Raw genomic sequence first — 16,799 nt, 5'->3', positions numbered from 1 at the left:
GAATTTTTAATTTGTCTCAAGTAGCCAGAAGCAAATCGCAACAGCTTTGGTTAAAATGACAATAAGAAATTCTATCTATTAATTCCAAAGCAAAAGTATGTTAAATATCCTAGTTTTTTTAAACAATGGTTGAAAATATTACTCGTTATTCCTTTGTTTATGCCCTAATTGGATAAAGTAAAAAATGGACCACTAACAACACAATGTTAGTGGTCCATTTCAATTTTAAATTTTTAATCTAATTCCATACCTTCACGACGTTGCTCGCGTTTTCGTAACCATGGCATAACGAAGCCTAGTCCGAATAATACGATAACAGTAATGAAGTTTAGTAGTAATTGATGATTGAAAGCTCCGGTACCGAACTTAGCTTCTTGAGGAATGAATCCTAAAGTAGCACAGATAAAGGTAAAGGCTAGACACCAACCACCGACGATCAGAGCACCAGTTTTATTTTTGATAAAGGTGTAATCAGAGTGGAACTTGTCTTGGTGCATTCTCATTGCCACGAAGGCGAAGAATACCCAACAAGTCTTATATGGTGAAATAATTCCGTTAATGTTTAGTAACCAGTTATAAATTGTATTGATATTTGGCAAAGTACCTGTCAAAAGAAGTAAGAATAAACTCAAACCAGTAGTCATTGTGTAACTGTGAATAGGACGACCATTCTTGTTTTTCTTAGTTAACCACTTAGGCATGAATTTGTCGGCAACATCACCGGCAAAAACACGACTTGAAGCATCAAGCAGAACAGCTAATTGTGCCATCATAAAGATTGCTTGAACGACAGCGAAGATGTACATCAATAATTTACCTACGCCTAAACTAGTACCTAATAGTTGGAAAGCGTAGTAAGGTCCGTTCATCTTGAAGTCATGTGGAATATGATTGGCATTGAAGAACATTGCCAAGGCTAATGTACCAAAGATGGTCAAGAAACCGGTCATGATAGCAAGAAGCCACATAGCTTTAGGAAATTCATGCTTAGGATCACGCATTTGAACGACGTAAGGTGCAGCTAATTCAGCACCAGACATAGCGAAGATTAAAAGTCCGGTAGTTGAGAAGTATTTCAAGCTAAACGATGGTTTGAAAGCTCCCCAGTTGAATGGTTGTGTAGCGATATGATGACCATGCAAAACAGCGTAACCTGCTAGAAGAACAAAGAGGAACGACATGATGAACATGGCACCCCCACCGATAAGTGAAAGGATTTCTAATGAATTCTTGATAACATTTTCTAATAAGATGAAAAGTAAGATGATGATAAAAGTTAGAATACCGAACCAGAAAGTCGACATTCTTTTGTCCAAAGTATTGTTACCTAAAAACATCCAACTGAATGAAACGATAACAGAGTTAGAAACGTCCACGATGTAAGGCACACTTTGAACCCAATACATCCATGAAGTCCAATAACCTAGGGTGTCGTTACTACTGTGACGAACCCAAGAAGCAAGCCCCCCGGCTTGATTGTCAAAAGTTAAACTCATTTGACTAGAAATTAAAGCATAAGGAATGACGTAGGCAAAAAGTAAGAAGATCCATGAGATAACCACGGATAATCCTTGGTTTTGAAAAGGATAGAAGATATTTTCAAAACTGATGATAGTAACGAAGTCGATCAAGGCAATGACCGGCCAACTTAGATAATGCTTTTTATTTGGTTCTAATGTTTCCAATTTTATTTTCCCCCGAATTGTCTAAAAGTCTTGTTATAAAAGGCTTTAGAACTTAGGAGGCTTCAGTGTAAGCAGAGAACTATTCATTTTCACTTGTTTATACCCTCGATACGTATATATAATCAATGCTGTAATATTTTTTCATAATTAATATTGCGAAAATATAAAAAATATCCTCAAACAATTTTAGGGATTTATATATCATTTGCAATAGTTTTTATGAAAAAAGTTAAAAAATAGGGGGAAAATATGAATTTTCTGAAAATTGCCATTGGCGATGATGTGAAAATGAGTGGATCATCTAACTGGGAAACAGTTCCGTTTACAGCTAAGAGTGATCTTGCCGAATTAGCAGCCATCGTCTTAAACGAACATGATGCAACAGCCATCAAAATAGCTGAAAATCTACAAGAAACATCAGGTCTTGGCATCCCTATTATCAAAACAAATTCTACTGCCGATGTGACTTCTGAAGCAATTGATTCTGCCAATAAATATCAAGAAAAAATGGTTCCAGGTTTTTTGACTGATTTGGTTAATTTTGCAGAAGATCGACCAATTAGTTTTACCACTCCAGGACACCACAACGGTCAGTACTACGAAAAACATCCAGCTGGAGTAGTCTTTAACCGTTTCTTTGGAAAGAATCTGATGTTTGCGGATACTAGCGATACAGTTGATGAATTAGGCGATACCATGACCCATGGTGGTACACCTTTGACCGCTGAGCAAAAAGCTGCTGAAACATACAATGCTGATAAAGTTTACTTCTGTACAAATGGAACTACTAGTTCCAATTCAATCTGTGCCAGTGCCTTGTTATCAAAAGATGACTTAGTTCTCTTTGACCGTAATAATCATAAGTCACTTTATAATAGTGCTTTAGTAATGAGTGGGGCAAAACCAGTTTACATTCCGACTGACAGAAATCCTTTAGGATTAATTGGTGAAATGAATCCTGAAGCACTAGATGAAACTAATATTCGAGCTGAAATAGTCAAAATTGACCCTGAGAAGGCGAAAGCTAAGCGTCCATTTAGATTAGCTATCCTACAATTAGAAACGTATGATGGGGTCTTTTATGACGCTCAATGGATCATTAATAAGATTGGTAAACTTTGTGATTATATATTATTCGATTGTGCTTGGGGTGGATTTGAGCAATTCGTACCAATCATGAAACATTTATCACCATTGTCGTTAGAGTATGGACCAGAAGATCCTGGTATTTTAGTGACACAATCGTTACATAAACAACAAGCTGGACTAGCTCAAACCTCACAGATTCTAAAAAAAGATGCTCACATAAAAGGACAAGCCCGTTACGTTGATCATAAGCATTTTAATAATGCCTATTTGAAATTCGTTACCTCAAGTTATTCTTATCCTATCTATGCCTCATTAACAGTTAATGCTTATCTAACTGCCGGTCAAGGTAACAGGAATTGGTGGGATGATACTTTGAGAATGGGAATTGAATGGCGTAAGCAGTTATTAAAGAAGTCAAAATTGTTTAGACCATTAGTTCCCGATAATTATGCCGAAATCAGTACGGATGAATTAGCTACCAATAGTAAGTACTGGGAGTTGAATCCGCAAGATAATTGGCATGGATTTAATGAAATAGCTCAAGGACAAGCAATGATTGATCCACTAAAAATAACCGTTATAACGCCTGGAATTGATGTAAGAAATGCTAAATACCAAGCAAATGGAATTCCTGGGCCGGTCGTGGCAGAATTTTTAATGGAAAAAAGAATTATTCGTGCAAAAGATGATTTGAATTCACTTTTGTTCCTATTAACACCAGGCGATACTAAGGAAGAATTAGATACTTTGTTAGATGCTTTCTTAGAATTTGAACAATTCTATTTTGAAGATGCACCATTAACCAAAGTTTTGCCTAAGTTAGCCAAACTTTATCCAGACCGTTATCAAGGTTATACATTGAAACAATTGTGCCAAGAAATGCACGAGTATTATCGCCAGAACAAGACCTTCACCTTACAAAAAGAATTATTTGCTAAACCAGATATGCAAAATTACACCATGACACCCGAATCCGCAGACCAATTATTCATGAAGAATCAGAGTGAACTAGTTGATTTGAAAGATATTAAGGGACGAGTAGCAGTAGAAGGGGCCTTGCCATACCCACCCGGAGTATTCATCGTCGCTCCCGGAGAAAAATGGGGCGATATCGACCAGAAGTACTTTGAAGTTCTAGTCGGCGCAATCGAGAGATTTCCAGGCTTCGTACCAGAAATTCAAGGTGTTTATTGGAATAAGAATACAGACGGTACTATCTCCGTTCAAGCAGAAGTATTAAAGAAATAATTTTTTAAACCTAGATTGTTATTGGATTTAATGAGTTAATTTAAATAGAAACAAATTTAATAATTCAAATTAAAAGTAAAATAAAATATTACGAATACACTAGTCTGGAACAACAAAGAAAATGGGCTCAGTAGTGAAATTCTACTTAGCTCACGTAGTGAGGTTAGTAGAAGGCCGAGATTTGAAACAATTGTGAACTTCAATTGGTTCAAATTCGTGCCCACTACGTTCCAGCCCAATTTTCTTTGTTGTGGAGGACGGCAGCCTAAAGGCAAAAAAAGGAGTTTATTTATGTCATTATCATGGACAGATGATTTACCAGAAGATTTAAAAACAAAAGTTGCTAAAGTAGAAAAACTAATTCAACCACGTTTAGAAGAAATTGATCAACAAGTGCTTTATAACCAACAACGTGTCTTGAACTTGTTTAGAAAACATCGAGTAGGTGAAGAAGACCTAGTACCATCAACCGGCTATGGTTATGATGATATCGGTCGCGATAAGATCGAAGCCATTTATGCCGACTACTTTAAAGTGGATGATGCTTTAGTTCGTCCTCAATTTGCTTCAGGTACACATGCAATTTCGACAGCCCTATTCAGTATGTTGCGCCCTGGAAATACGCTTTATTATTTAACTGGAACACCATACGATACAATTCAAGAAGTTATTGGCTTAGCAGGTAATAAGCGTGGCAATATGAAGGAGTATGGTATTAACTTTTCTACAACGGAATTATTAGATGATGGTTCAGTTGATTATGAGAACGCGGAAAAAACATTGAAGGCTGACGATAACATCAAAGTAGTTGCTATTCAACGCTCAAGAGGTTACGCAGTTCGTGACAGTTTTACAGTTGATAAGATTGCTAAAATGATCAAATTCGTTAAATCAATTCGTCCTGACGTTAATGTTTTTATTGATAATTGTTACGGCGAATTTTCAGAAAAAGAGGAGCCTACTTTCTATGGCGCTGATATTATGGCAGGATCTTTGTATAAGAACGCTGGTGCTGGAATTGTTAAGAGTGGTGCCTATATTGTTGGACGAGAAGATTTAGTTGATGGTGCTGGTTCACGTTTGACAGTTCCTGGTGCTGGTAAAGGTGAAGGAGCTACTTGGGGTTACTTACGTGACTTTTATCAAGGATTTTTCATGGCAGCACACACGACAGGTGAAGCTTTAAAGGGAATGGTCTTTACCTCAGCTCTTTGTGAAGAAATGGGAATGAACGTTTCACCAAAATGGGATGCACCAAGAACCGATATTGTTCAAACAGTTTCCTTTGGTGATCCTGAACCTATGGTTAAATTCTGTGCCGCTATTCAACATTATTCACCAATGAATTCATTTGTTGATCCAATTCCTAGTCATCAAGATGGTTATGAGGATGATGTTGTTATGGCGTCAGGTAGTTTCGTCGAGGGATCAACGATTGAACTGTCATCAGATGGTCCTATCAGACCCCCATATTCACTATATATTCAGGGTGGTTTGTCATATGCGCATGTTCAAATTGCGATTACACAAGCTGTTAATGAAACATTTTATAAATAAATCTATAAAAAAGGTTATCTTATTTGGTCTAATTAGATTAAATAAGATAACTTTTTTATTTTGTAATATAACTAAGATTGGGCAAACGTAGCTGATAATCTTTGAAAAAATCACTGTTTAATTTGCCAAATTCGTCGATCAGGGCATGCAGTTCTTCGGCTTGTTTGGAAGTGAATTTGAAGTCATGTTCAACAGCATTTTTTAATTGCATATAAGTTGGTTTCTTAGTGAAAGTATGTAAATTGTTGAATAAGCGCATCGCATAATTGTCAGAAACAAAGGTTGGGCGATGGAAGTAGTAAAGTAATAAAACATCGGCGGTTTCATTTCCAATTCCTTTAAGAGCCAATAACTTTTTTCGTAATAAGTTTGTTGGTAACTTTGACCATTCGGAAAAATTATCTCGGTAGGCTGTTAATATTGATCGAAGGTAGATAGCTTTGTTGTGGAAGAAGCCACTCGGTTGGATCAAAGCTTCTAATTCCTCTTTAGAGAGATTAAGTATTTTATCAATATCAAAATTAGTAATTTGTTTGAGATTAGTTAAAGAACGATCGACATTTTTCCAATTGGTATTTTGAATTAATATCATACCAGTTAACATTTCTTCAGTACTTTCAGCTGGCCACCAATTCTGTTCACCCAGTTGTTTTGATAATATTTTTAATAAATCATAAATTGTAATCTGTTTGTACAAAATGATCCCCCCTGACTGCAATTATCTAATAGAAATGATCAAAAGTCGTGAATTTTTTCTTGGAGACGTTTTCATGGAGCTTTTGTTTTATTTCAGAAAATTATTTGTGATAACATAATATACGCTGATTAATTATGGGGGTGTAATTATGTTGGGTATTATTTTTGTTATAGGGTCAATTGCCTCCTTAATCTTAGAGAAATATGTTTTAGCAAATAATTCATATGTATGGTTGGGAGCAATTGAACCAATAATTTCCATCGTATTTATAATTAGTTTAATGTTGGCTGATTATATGAAATTCGATGTATTAGACATCACCTTAGCAATTCTTTATGTTTCATTAAGCTTTCTTTTCTGGGGACAGGGGAACGATTTATATCGTCAAAGAGTTGTTAAACGAATATATGAATAAAAAGGAACAGGCTCTATTGAGAGATTCAGGTATATTTTACATACCTCGAATGCTTTTCAATAGAGCCTGTTTTTTTCTAATAGTTAGATACTAATGCTGAAATAATTGAAGCAAAGAATAATACATAAAGTATGACACCGGCGATTGAAATAATAAATTGTACTAAACCAGCGCGATTCCATGTTGCTTGAACAGCTTTAAAAGTTTCAACGTCTTTATAATTACCCTTTTGCCAAGCCCAAGAATTCCCTTTGAAGCCAACCACAAAGATCCAAACGATGTTGAATAGTGGGATTAAGCAAAGCAATGGTAAGTAAGTTTTATTACCGATTCCCCAAAAAATATTGTACATAAAGGCACCCCAATTCCAGCCTTTAACTTCGTTAGGTACTTGTGTTCCATTTTCGTCCATAATAATAAATTCCTCCCTAAATGAATAAAAATAAAGTATATCGTAATACTTATAGCTAAGCCAGTAATAATAAAACTCACCTCGATGATAAAAAAGATTATCTTCAAGATGAGTTTTATTTTTTATATAATTCGATTTTGAAATGGATTATAAGATTGGCGACAATAGACGTGAGAAACGTTGTTTGAAGTGAAGCCACATTCCTTGTTCTTTAATCATTTCCGGAGTTAGTAGAAGTGAGTCCTTCATATCGTTTTCAAAAGAACGAGCAATTTGGTGAGAAACTTTAGCGTCATAAATGAAGGCGTTAGCTTCAAAGTTTAATGAGTAACTTCTAAAGTCATGATTCATTGAACCGACAGAAGAAATTTTACCGTCAAAGACAGAAGTTTTGGCGTGTAAAAATCCTTTTTGGTAGCTATAAATCTTAATTCCGTAAGTTGTTAAGAGGTTAGCATAATATTGTGTAGCCCGATAAATGAAAGGATGATCCGGCATACATGGGATCATGATTCGAACATCTACTCCAGAGCGAGCAGCAATAGTTAAAGCTGTAAACATCGCGTCATCTGGAACAAGATAAGGTGATTGAATCCAAACACTCTTCTTAGCACTGACAATCATATCAATGAAACCGTCTTTTAGGATTTCATCACGACTATCAGGTCCATCAGAAACAATTTGAATTGGCAAATTAGCGTCTGAATTGAACTTATCTGATGGGAAGTATTTTTCCAAAAAGGCTAGAGGTTCTGCATTTCGATCCAAAGAAGCATTCCAGTCACGGAAGAATCTTTCTTGCAATAGCAAGGTTGCAGCGCCAAAAATTCTAGAATGGGTATCGCGCCAATAACCAAATTTATCTGTTACGTTAACGTACTGATCTCCGACGTTAAAGCCACCGATCCAACCAGTAGTACCGTCGATTACAACGATTTTACGGTGCAAGTGATAGTTTAAACGTGTTTTAGCGATAACGTTTTTAGAAGTGATGAAAGGAAGAACTTCACCACCAGCAGCTTGAAACTCTTTGAAATAACGAGGTTTAGTACCACCTGATCCCCATGGATCGTATAGTAAACGAACCTCCAGACCTTCTTTAGCCTTTTGAGTTAATAGTTTTAGAAATTTGTCCCCAATATCACTTTTGATGAAAGCATAGTATTCGACATGAACTGTTTCTTTAGCCTGACGAATATCTTCAAACATCTTTTTGAATTTTTCTTGTCCATCAAAGAATAATTCAATTTCGTTGTGACGTGTTAAAGGAGCCTCCTCGGTCTCATTGAAAAAACGAATGATATGGTCAGCATATCGTGTTTCATCGTATCGTGAGGCGTTTTGAGGACGCTTTTGAGCAGCGATGGCCATTCTCTTCAGCTGACTTAAACTGTAATGCTCTTGCTTACTGATATTGAAAATCTTCTCTTGAGCAATTCCACGTCCTAAAAAGGCGTAGATTAGAAAACCAACAATCGGCAAGAGAACCAAAACCAAAATCCAAGCCCAGGTGGTGACAATATTACGTGGCCTATGGAAAACAGTGATAAGTGCTGAGATTGTATTGACTACTAAAATAATGAGAATTAGCCAGATGATCCAAACATCAATCATAAAATAAATTCCCCTCTATTATTCTTATTAGAAAGTTTACTTCAAAATTCTAATAAAATCTAATTATACAAGCAACTTCTAAGTCTTTTTTTGATAGGATACCATCGTCTACAAAGGTTTTACTTCTAAACAACGTGATCCGTTAGTTAAAATTGCAGTATAAAAAAACAGTTCCGATTAAGAATTCAAGGTATGTAACTGCCTGAATTACTTAATTGGAACTGTTTTATTTTTAATTTCTCTAATTACGATCGTTACCAAAAATAATAATTAAACGTAATAGTTGTAAAGCAGTTGATATTGCCGCAGCTACATAAGTTAAAGCAGCTGAGAATAGGACTTGTTTTACCATTGGGACTTCATCGTTATCAAGGATATCACCAGAGCTAAGTATCTTGATGGCACGTCCAGAAGCATTAAATTCAACTGGCAAAGTAACAACTTGGAATAAAACAACTAAGGCAAATAGCCAAATTCCGATGGTGATCAAAGTATGGTTCATTCCTAGAAGTACACCGACAAGTATCAAAGGAATTGAAGCATTTGATCCTAGATTTACAGCAGGGACCAAACTAGCTCTAATACGCATGGGTACATATCCTTTTTGATCTTGAATAGCATGTCCGCATTCGTGGGCAGCAACTCCAATTGCAGCAACTGAAGTAGAATCATAAGTTGATTCTGAAAGATTCAATGTCTTATTACCAGGATTGTAATTATCAGTTAAATTACCACTGACTTTGTTGATTTGAATATCTTGAAGTCCAGCTTTATCCAAAATAAATCTAGCGGCATCAGCGCCACTTTTACCGTGGTGACTAGTAAACTGATCATATTTTTTAAAATTATGATTTACGTACCATGATGCCCACAGACTGATAACTAAACCAATAATTATCAAGAGATAGCTGGGACCAAAACCGTAACCATATCCATACATAAATGTTAACTCCTCTTTAGTAGATTATTATGAGAAATATTATATCCATTATTTGTGAAGTTTTCTTGAACTATGTGGTCTAATTGATTAATTTCAATAGTTTGTAGTGAGATCTGATCTTTAAGAAAAACAAGTAATCTATTTGAAATCTCTAACTTTTCATCAGCGGAAAGATTCTTGAAAGTTATCATCAAAGCAGCTTGATGTTTTGTTAAATCAAGATCACTAAGACTTATCAGAGCAACTATTTGAGAAGTATGCTTTCTTTGAATTAACCAATAGATCCCGTCGTTTCGCATGATAGTTTTAGCGGTGTTAGAAATATATTGAGTTGTTGGATCAATGTCTTCATCTAGGAATTCACTGACTTCTTTTAAATTAAAGTGTGTAGGAAAGTCCCAAAAGAATTTTTCAGTGATAAAAGGTCGATAAGATTTCATTTTTATGTCTGTCATTAAAGTTCTCTCTCCCTCTTTATGAATAAAATTATTCGATGATCATACTCTTCTTGGCACTCTTGTGTAGTTTATGCATAAATGGTTTGAGCTTTTCAGTTGTCAAAAGACCTAGTAGATAGAAGACTACACCAAAGGCTACCAATATAATAATATCTTTTGTGGCGTTAGGCCAATATATTCCACCAACAGCCTCACGAATCAGATTTACTGCATAAGTAAACGGTAGGTATGGATTGATGAAACGGAAGAAACCGTCAGATAGAACAACAGGGAAGTTACCACCAGCACCAGAAATTGATAGAACTAAAATGATAATCCCTAATCCTTTACCAACAGTACCAAACATTTGGACCAGTGAGTATAGGATAGAAATAAAGACGAAACTTACCAGCATACAAAAGACAATTAACCAAACCTTTTCCTTTGTATAAGCATGCAGAATAAATAAATTACCAAGTGCAGCTGAAATTGCTTGTAATTGATTTAGGAAACCAAAAGTTAAATAACGACCGTTGAATCTTTGTTTGAAACTGTAACGGTATTTCTGACGGTCGTTCAACTTGAAGTGAACTGTGAAGACACTGGATAGCAACAAAGCACCAACCCAAATACATAAGGCTAAGTAGAATGGAGCACTGGCAGAACCATAGTTAGGGACATCATAAAGGTTCTCTTGCTTCAATTTAACTGGGTTAGAGAAGAAGTCAGATTCCTTATTGGCATCTGATTTCATTAACTTAATAATGGCGCCTAAGTCGACATCTTTTTTACCCTTTTTGAGTAATGTGGCTGAATGGTGAATGTCTTTCTTCAATTGAGGCCAATCGTTTTCAGCAAAGTCATTGGCCGTTGAAAGTGCTTGTTCAAGTTCAGGTGTCTTAGAATTAACCAAGTTCAAAGTTGTAGTCAATTCATTTTCGATCTGTGGCAGTTGATATTGAACAAAGAAAGTAGCTGTAGATAGTTTCTTCTTCAAAGTAGGATAGTCATTGTTGTAGAAATCATTGACTAAGTTGATACCAGTTGTGATATTACCCATATTTCCGTTTAACAATTGGTTGGCATCGTGAATTTCGTTACCAACAGCAGGTAATTGCTTTTGGTATTTTTGAAGATAAGTTAGGGCAGTTTCTAGCACACCTTTAGTGTTATTTAATAGTCCTGGGATAGCAGGGATGATATTGTTGTTGACTTGGCTAAGAGTTGCACTGGCATCTTTTAGGAAAGTACTAATATCGTTAACACTATTTGAAACGCTATCCATAATATTTAGATCCTTGATAGCAGAAACTCCGTCAGCAATTTTATCGGATTGTGATTGTAGATCAGCAATCTTACTTTGAAGTTGACTAGTATCGAGGTCGTCATAATTATTTACAATATCATTAGCCTTGTCAGCTAGAGCTTGATTCAATGAGGCTAAGTCATTTAAATGTTGAATAGGTGTATCAAAAATCGTTGTCTTGTCATGACCAAGTTGGTCAGCTAAATCATTGTAGAAGTTTTGTAGATCAGTCAATGATGAAGCAATTTGTTGACTGACTTTAGCTAATTGTGTCGCGTCGTCAGCAACATTTTGAAGGACGGTCTTTAGTTGTTCCTTTAGTTCTTGGTTCTTAGGATCGTTCTTAATTTTATCAATTAAGGTATTAGCATTACCAAGTGAGGTACTGATTTGTTTGGCAATGTTATAAACCATCGATAAACCAGTATCAACAGTTGTTTTGATGACTGGTAAAGCTTGTTGGATTTTTGGAATCAATTCATTATTGGCTGTATTAGTTGCGTTTTCAGCATCTTCACCCAGCTTTTGAATATCAGGCATAACATTTTGAACTTTGTCAACAACTTGAATACCATTTTCTACTTGGGTGATACTAGTACCCATTAGATCAGAAATTTTACCAAAATCATTGTCAATTTCATTGATCTGAGAACCGGCACTTTGAATCTCGGGGATTTTTCCTTGAAGATCCTTGGCAGCAGTCCCCCCAGCATCGGCTAGTGGTAAGAAATTATTTAAGTTAACTAATTTTTGGGCATCTTGATTTAATAATGGAAGGTAACCATACATATCATTAGCTTGTTGTAACTTTTGATTCAAGTTAGGAACGATCGTGTTGGCTTTTTGAACTTTGTCCATAATATCTTGTAGTTCGGGCAAGTTATCGTCAGTCGTTACCAATAGTGAAGATAATCTTCTTAGCATTGGTAGGTTATGCTGAATGTCTGCTCCGGACTTGTTTAAAGCCTTAGTGATAGTTTTACTGATTGTACCAATAAATTCATCGGAAATCGTTCCTTGCAACGTTGTCGCCCCGGTTTCGGTCAATTTCGGGGCAATCGCATTTATTTTCTGGTTAACTGAGAAAACTAAAGTTGGTTTCTTAATCTTACCAGATAAGAAACTAACGATATCCTTTGAAAAGTTTTTTGGAACGTAAATACCAGCATAATAAGAACCATCTTTAACACCTTGGTCAAGTTGCTTTTTGGAATCAACGAATGTCCATCCCAATTTATGATTCTTTTTTAAGTTGTCGATCAATTGATCACCGATCTCGATTTTTTGACCCTCAAGTTTAACAGGTTGATCATCTGAATAAACGGCAACTTTTAGATCACTGGTATTTGAATAAGGATCCCATAGGGCCCATACGTTAAACCAGCAATATAAACATGGCAAAATTATCATAGCTAGCATCAATAAGGTTGCGGGTTTTGATTGCAAAGTTCTTTTTATATCTAATCTGAATAGCTCCCAAGCTTTGATAGAAATCCCCTCCAAATCTCTCTTAAAAACTGAATGGCGCAAGACCATTATATAACGTTACGATAACGGATTGTAGTAAATGAATCCGTTGACTGTATCTAAAATCTCAGAATCATCATGTAGCATAGAATGTTCAGCATTGGAGCCTCTGATTAAATATTCAGTATATTCTTTAACTTTTGGTCTAAGAACGTAGGAAATAGATTTTGCTGACGTAACGGAGATATACTTATCACTATTTGAGTGATCACCAACGTTACCAAAAATATTTAAAACACGTAGATCATCCGAAATGTTGTTTCTATTAATAAAAATTCTAAAATAAGTTGGACTCATAAAAGCAGGGCGTCCGTTGGGTTTAAGCAGGTTGATGTTGGGAAGATCACCGAGACCAATAATCCCATTGAAAGGACCTGCAATGAGTACTAATTTTTTTAGTCGTGGCATATAAGGACGCATTTTTTCCCTTAGATTGACTAAAACTAAGGCTACAGCACCTAAAGAGTGACCAATAGCGTCATATGTAGTAAATTCATGTTTTAAGCGTAAATCAAATAGAAGTTTCACTAACCAATATTCCATTTGGTTACTGCCAACCCATTTGTTCTGGAAAACAACTTGAACAATGGGATGTTCGTCCGCAGTCCAAGTTCCTTCATATGTAACTTTCCCTCGCCAATTAATATTAGCTTTTAAAAATTGGTCTTTATTTTTACCGTTACATTCTAGCGCTGATTCAATCATTTTTTGCGTTGTATAATCGCCACCACGGAAACCATGGATATATAGAATCGGCCATTGCCCATTTTTCATAAATTCACCCCAACAACATATTATTATATAATTATTATTGATAAATTTTAACTAAATGAGGTATGACAATTGCAAAAATATTACGCAGTAAGACGTGGCAAGAAGCCAGGTATCTATTTAACTTGGCCAGAATGCAAGGCACAAGTAGATGGATTTGCCGGCGCTCGCTATAAAAGTTTCACTGATAGAGCCCAAGCAGAAGCGTTTTTAGATGGTAAAGATTCTTATAGTAAACCCGCTAACAAAACAACTTCTAAACCAAAAGTATCCAATATTAATGATTTTGATGTCGTTGTTTATACTGATGGTGGCTCTAGAAATCACGGTAATTTTAAGGGCGGTCATGTTAAAACATCTGATAAGGCTGCTTGGGCCTACCATATTAGTAATAATGGTCAGACATATGAAGGAACTGATGGAGAATTTGGGGCGACTAATAACCGCATGGAGATAATGGCCCTAATTCAAAGTATTATTCGATTAAATGAACTAAAAATCAATCAACAAAATACGATATTTGTCTTAGATTCTCAATATGTTCTGAATGCAATTACTAAAAATTGGTTGACAGGTTGGAAGAAACGTGGCTATAAAAAGGCTGATGGCAGCGTTCCGGTCAATGTTGAACTATGGAAGCAATTGGATAAATTATTGCCAACCGTTCCTAAAAAAACTTTTGAGTGGACTAAAGGTCACGCTACTAATGTGGGAAATAATCGAGTTGATGAACTTTTGAATGAAACTATGGATAAGATGTAGTTTTTTGAAGGATGCCGTCCTCCACAACAAAGAAAATTGAGCTGGAACGTAGCGGGCACGACTTGGAGCCACTTGGCGTTGCCAAGTGTCTTCAAGCTCGGCCTTTTTCTAAGTGACTTCGTCACTAAGAAAAATTTCGCTACTGAGCCCATTTTCTTTGTTGCTCCGGACTAGTGTATTGATTTACTAATTAGGTAATTTCACGGACGACGGCATCCTTCACACAAACTAGTTAGTATTAATTGTAACCAACTTTGAACAAGAACCGACTTTTTAGGGATTTTCGTATCTTCAAAAAATATAATATGATACTCTTTTGCCGTAAAAAATAATTAAGGCATTAAAAGTGTCCAATACAGTGATTGCGTTAGATAAATTTGAAGAAATGAGATAATTGTATATGGCAAAAAAATCTTTAATCAAAAATCTTCTTTTAGTTTTATTCATTGAGAAAACCTTTGAAGTTGGGTTCATTAATGTTTTAAAAATATTAAATATCTCATATGGTTTGTACGCTATCATTATGGACAAAATATTGTTTCTGATTTTACTTTTTACTTTAAACAAGAAACTAACAAAACAACACATTCAGTTTTCAATTAAATTGGATAGGCATAAAAGTAATAACATGATCATGATTATTGTTGTGTTGTTGCTAATTGGCCTAACACATATTGATAGATTCTTATACGCCTTCACGATTGGATTAGTAGCCTGCTTAACTGAAGAATATCTTATGCGTGGAATTGTATTGAGTTCCTTACTCCATATTTTTCAAGACCTTAAAAATAAATATGCCCGAATACTATTACCGGTTTCGATATCTAGCATTTTATTTGGCACTGAGCATTTCATTAATCTGTATTCACAAAGTTTTGATATGACTGTGGGACAAGTTATGATGACAACAGCAATTGGATTTATGTTTTCGGGTGCTTTTTTACGGACCAAAAATCTTCTATATCCGATGCTTTGTCATTTTATTCTCGATTATCTAGTTATTATCGTCTATGGTATCTCTCAAAATTCCAATGCAACAATAAATAATATGATTTTACCTTCATTGATATATTTATTTGTCAGTTTTATTATCATATTCCCTGTTTTTGATCAAAGGCAAGATACTGTTAGATGAATTCAGAATTTAGTATTTCCACACTAGGATTGAATAAAATCTAAGCTTTCAAGCAATCTAGGTAATTATAAAAAAATAACAAAAATAACCGCATGACCATAATAGTCATGCGGTTATTTTTGTTATTCGAGAATTGGGCGATATTTTTTTAGTTAAACAAACCGCTAAAGAATGAAACGATACTGTCCCAAATTCTTTGTAAGAAATTACGATTTTCTTGAGTATTTAAGTTGTTGAAAACATTTTTAGCTTTACTCATGATATCGCTACTTAATTTTGAGGCTTGTTCTTTAAAGTTAGAATTCTTTAAAGCACCCGAATCTCTAATTTGAACCATTAAGTTAATGATTTGTTGTTTTTGGTTATTGTTAACGATATTTTGAAGATTATTCTTTTGCAAGTTGTTGTTAACGATAGTTGTGATTTGGTTAACGGTAATGTTGTCACCTTTTTGAGCAATATCTGATTTCATACCGGCAACGGCATTGTTTAATTGCTTATCAGAATAACCATCTGTTCCCTTATTAGCATCAGTGATACCACTTAAAACGTTCATTTCTTTTTGAGCAGCGTTGACTTGGCTTTGGTTCAAGTTGTCACCACTATTGGCATAGGCTGCATAGATACCAGCTAAGGCACCAGAACCGTCAATTGGAGTAGCTGATGTTACATAGATGTTGGCATCACTGATACCAGCAGTAACAGCAGCGTTTCTGTATTGGTCAGCAGTAATGGTAGTTATATTGTTTTTACCATTATAGTCAACGATCTTAACGTTGATACCTGAACCTGATGAAGTTTTTTGAATCAAAGCGGATGACCAGACACCTGAATTGCTAGTGAATGAACTACCACTTGGATTCAAATATTTAACCAAGGTATCACCAGTAACAGTAATTGTTTTATAGTTACTGTCATTGATTTGTGAAGATAAGGCACTGATTGTACCTTGGCGTTGATCTGATGTTAACGAAGTTCCTAAAGTCATAACTGGTTGGTCGCTTAGATCATCAGCTTTGACGTTTTGTGCTGAGAAGATTCCCAGCGTGATTACAGATAATAAACCTAATAAAATAATATTTAATTTTTTCAAGGCTATATCCTCCTTAATGCTAATTAAACCAAAAATGTGTGAAAAATTCGAGAAGTTGGCTAAATTTTTTAAAAACTTAAAATCTCAAATGGTTTTTTCATAAGTATTGTG

At 35.3% G+C, this 16,799-nt stretch carries 14 protein-coding genes; 5 read left to right on the top strand and 9 right to left on the bottom strand.

The features are described 5' to 3' along the window. Nucleotides 1-233 precede the first annotated feature (233 nt). Nucleotides 234-1,685: an APC family permease gene (locus LAB100_RS05540; RefSeq protein ID WP_174233493.1), complete on the bottom strand. Its 1,452-nt coding sequence runs from the start codon at nucleotides 1,683-1,685 to the stop codon at nucleotides 234-236. Between the two features lie 249 nt (nucleotides 1,686-1,934). Between LAB100_RS05540 and LAB100_RS05535 the strand changes: the two genes are divergently transcribed. Both LAB100_RS05535 and LAB100_RS05530 read left to right on the top strand, forming a co-directional pair. After that, nucleotides 1,935-4,022 (top strand): putative ornithine decarboxylase, encoded by a 2,088-nt coding sequence (locus LAB100_RS05535; protein WP_119325536.1) that lies wholly within the window; start codon nucleotides 1,935-1,937, stop codon nucleotides 4,020-4,022. Nucleotides 4,023-4,313: 291 nt separating this feature from the next. Further along, nucleotides 4,314-5,579, top strand: coding sequence for a methionine gamma-lyase family protein (locus LAB100_RS05530; RefSeq protein ID WP_119325537.1), 1,266 nt, complete (start codon nucleotides 4,314-4,316; stop codon nucleotides 5,577-5,579). A gap of 55 nt (nucleotides 5,580-5,634) precedes the next feature. On the opposite strand, the gene LAB100_RS05525 is transcribed toward LAB100_RS05530, so the two are convergent. After that, the gene (locus LAB100_RS05525) at nucleotides 5,635-6,276 is read right to left on the bottom strand and encodes an endonuclease III domain-containing protein (protein ID WP_119325538.1); all 642 of its coding nucleotides are present in this window, start codon (nucleotides 6,274-6,276) and stop codon (nucleotides 5,635-5,637) included. Nucleotides 6,277-6,424: 148 nt separating this feature from the next. Between LAB100_RS05525 and LAB100_RS05520 the strand changes: the two genes are divergently transcribed. Further along, nucleotides 6,425-6,691 carry a hypothetical protein gene (locus tag LAB100_RS05520; protein ID WP_162894147.1) on the top strand — a complete coding sequence of 89 codons (267 nt, stop codon included), beginning with the start codon at nucleotides 6,425-6,427 and terminating at the stop codon, nucleotides 6,689-6,691. A 76-nt stretch (nucleotides 6,692-6,767) separates the two neighbouring features. Here LAB100_RS05520 and LAB100_RS05515 read toward each other — a convergent pair whose 3' ends face one another. The 6 genes from LAB100_RS05515 to LAB100_RS05490 form a co-directional block, all read right to left on the bottom strand. Further along, the gene (locus LAB100_RS05515) at nucleotides 6,768-7,103 is read right to left on the bottom strand and encodes a ribonuclease G (protein WP_119325539.1); all 336 of its coding nucleotides are present in this window, start codon (nucleotides 7,101-7,103) and stop codon (nucleotides 6,768-6,770) included. A 147-nt stretch (nucleotides 7,104-7,250) separates the two neighbouring features. Continuing rightward, complete coding sequence (gene cls / locus LAB100_RS05510) at nucleotides 7,251-8,717, bottom strand: cardiolipin synthase (protein ID WP_119325540.1); 1,467 nt, start codon at nucleotides 8,715-8,717, stop codon at nucleotides 7,251-7,253. A 241-nt stretch (nucleotides 8,718-8,958) separates the two neighbouring features. Continuing rightward, on the bottom strand, nucleotides 8,959-9,657 hold the full coding sequence (locus tag LAB100_RS05505) for a zinc metallopeptidase (protein ID WP_119325541.1): 699 nt from the start codon (nucleotides 9,655-9,657) through the stop codon (nucleotides 8,959-8,961). A 5-nt stretch (nucleotides 9,658-9,662) separates the two neighbouring features. Then, nucleotides 9,663-10,112 (bottom strand): hypothetical protein, encoded by a 450-nt coding sequence (locus tag LAB100_RS05500; RefSeq protein ID WP_119325542.1) that lies wholly within the window; start codon nucleotides 10,110-10,112, stop codon nucleotides 9,663-9,665. A gap of 31 nt (nucleotides 10,113-10,143) precedes the next feature. Beyond that, complete coding sequence (locus tag LAB100_RS05495; protein ID WP_246001260.1) at nucleotides 10,144-12,903, bottom strand: YhgE/Pip domain-containing protein; 2,760 nt, start codon at nucleotides 12,901-12,903, stop codon at nucleotides 10,144-10,146. Between the two features lie 42 nt (nucleotides 12,904-12,945). After that, complete coding sequence (locus LAB100_RS05490) at nucleotides 12,946-13,701, bottom strand: alpha/beta hydrolase (RefSeq protein WP_119325544.1); 756 nt, start codon at nucleotides 13,699-13,701, stop codon at nucleotides 12,946-12,948. A gap of 69 nt (nucleotides 13,702-13,770) precedes the next feature. On the opposite strand from LAB100_RS05490, the gene LAB100_RS05485 reads away from it, so the two are divergent. Next, a complete protein-coding gene (locus LAB100_RS05485) occupies nucleotides 13,771-14,460 on the top strand; it encodes a ribonuclease H family protein (RefSeq protein WP_119325545.1) in 690 nt (229 codons plus the stop codon). 400 nt (nucleotides 14,461-14,860) lie between these two features. Continuing rightward, nucleotides 14,861-15,595, top strand: a complete 735-nt coding sequence (locus LAB100_RS05480) for a CPBP family intramembrane glutamic endopeptidase (protein ID WP_119325546.1) — start codon at nucleotides 14,861-14,863, stop codon at nucleotides 15,593-15,595. A gap of 148 nt (nucleotides 15,596-15,743) precedes the next feature. Here the strand turns inward: LAB100_RS05480 and LAB100_RS05475 are convergent, their stop codons facing one another. Then, nucleotides 15,744-16,673 (bottom strand): DUF1002 domain-containing protein, encoded by a 930-nt coding sequence (locus LAB100_RS05475; protein WP_371851212.1) that lies wholly within the window; start codon nucleotides 16,671-16,673, stop codon nucleotides 15,744-15,746. Nucleotides 16,674-16,799 lie beyond the last annotated feature (126 nt).

Source organism: Companilactobacillus musae, from assembly GCF_003967595.1.
Lineage (GTDB): Bacteria > Bacillota > Bacilli > Lactobacillales > Lactobacillaceae > Companilactobacillus > Companilactobacillus musae.
This window is presented reverse-complemented; position numbering and strand designations above follow the sequence as displayed.

What these genes read in the sequence shown, in the direction of transcription:
- LAB100_RS05490 (WP_119325544.1), bottom strand. Translation starts at nt 13,701, where the DNA reads ATGAAAAATGGGCAATGGCCGATTCTATATATCCATGGTTTCCGTGGT.
- LAB100_RS05500 (WP_119325542.1), bottom strand. Translation starts at nt 10,112, where the DNA reads ATGACAGACATAAAAATGAAATCTTATCGACCTTTTATCACTGAAAAA.
- LAB100_RS05505 (WP_119325541.1), bottom strand. Translation starts at nt 9,657, where the DNA reads ATGTATGGATATGGTTACGGTTTTGGTCCCAGCTATCTCTTGATAATT.
- LAB100_RS05480 (WP_119325546.1), top strand. Translation starts at nt 14,861, where the DNA reads ATGGCAAAAAAATCTTTAATCAAAAATCTTCTTTTAGTTTTATTCATT.
- cls (WP_119325540.1), bottom strand. Translation starts at nt 8,717, where the DNA reads ATGATTGATGTTTGGATCATCTGGCTAATTCTCATTATTTTAGTAGTC.
- LAB100_RS05515 (WP_119325539.1), bottom strand. Translation starts at nt 7,103, where the DNA reads ATGGACGAAAATGGAACACAAGTACCTAACGAAGTTAAAGGCTGGAAT.
- LAB100_RS05535 (WP_119325536.1), top strand. Translation starts at nt 1,935, where the DNA reads ATGAATTTTCTGAAAATTGCCATTGGCGATGATGTGAAAATGAGTGGA.
- LAB100_RS05530 (WP_119325537.1), top strand. Translation starts at nt 4,314, where the DNA reads ATGTCATTATCATGGACAGATGATTTACCAGAAGATTTAAAAACAAAA.
- LAB100_RS05520 (WP_162894147.1), top strand. Translation starts at nt 6,425, where the DNA reads ATGTTGGGTATTATTTTTGTTATAGGGTCAATTGCCTCCTTAATCTTA.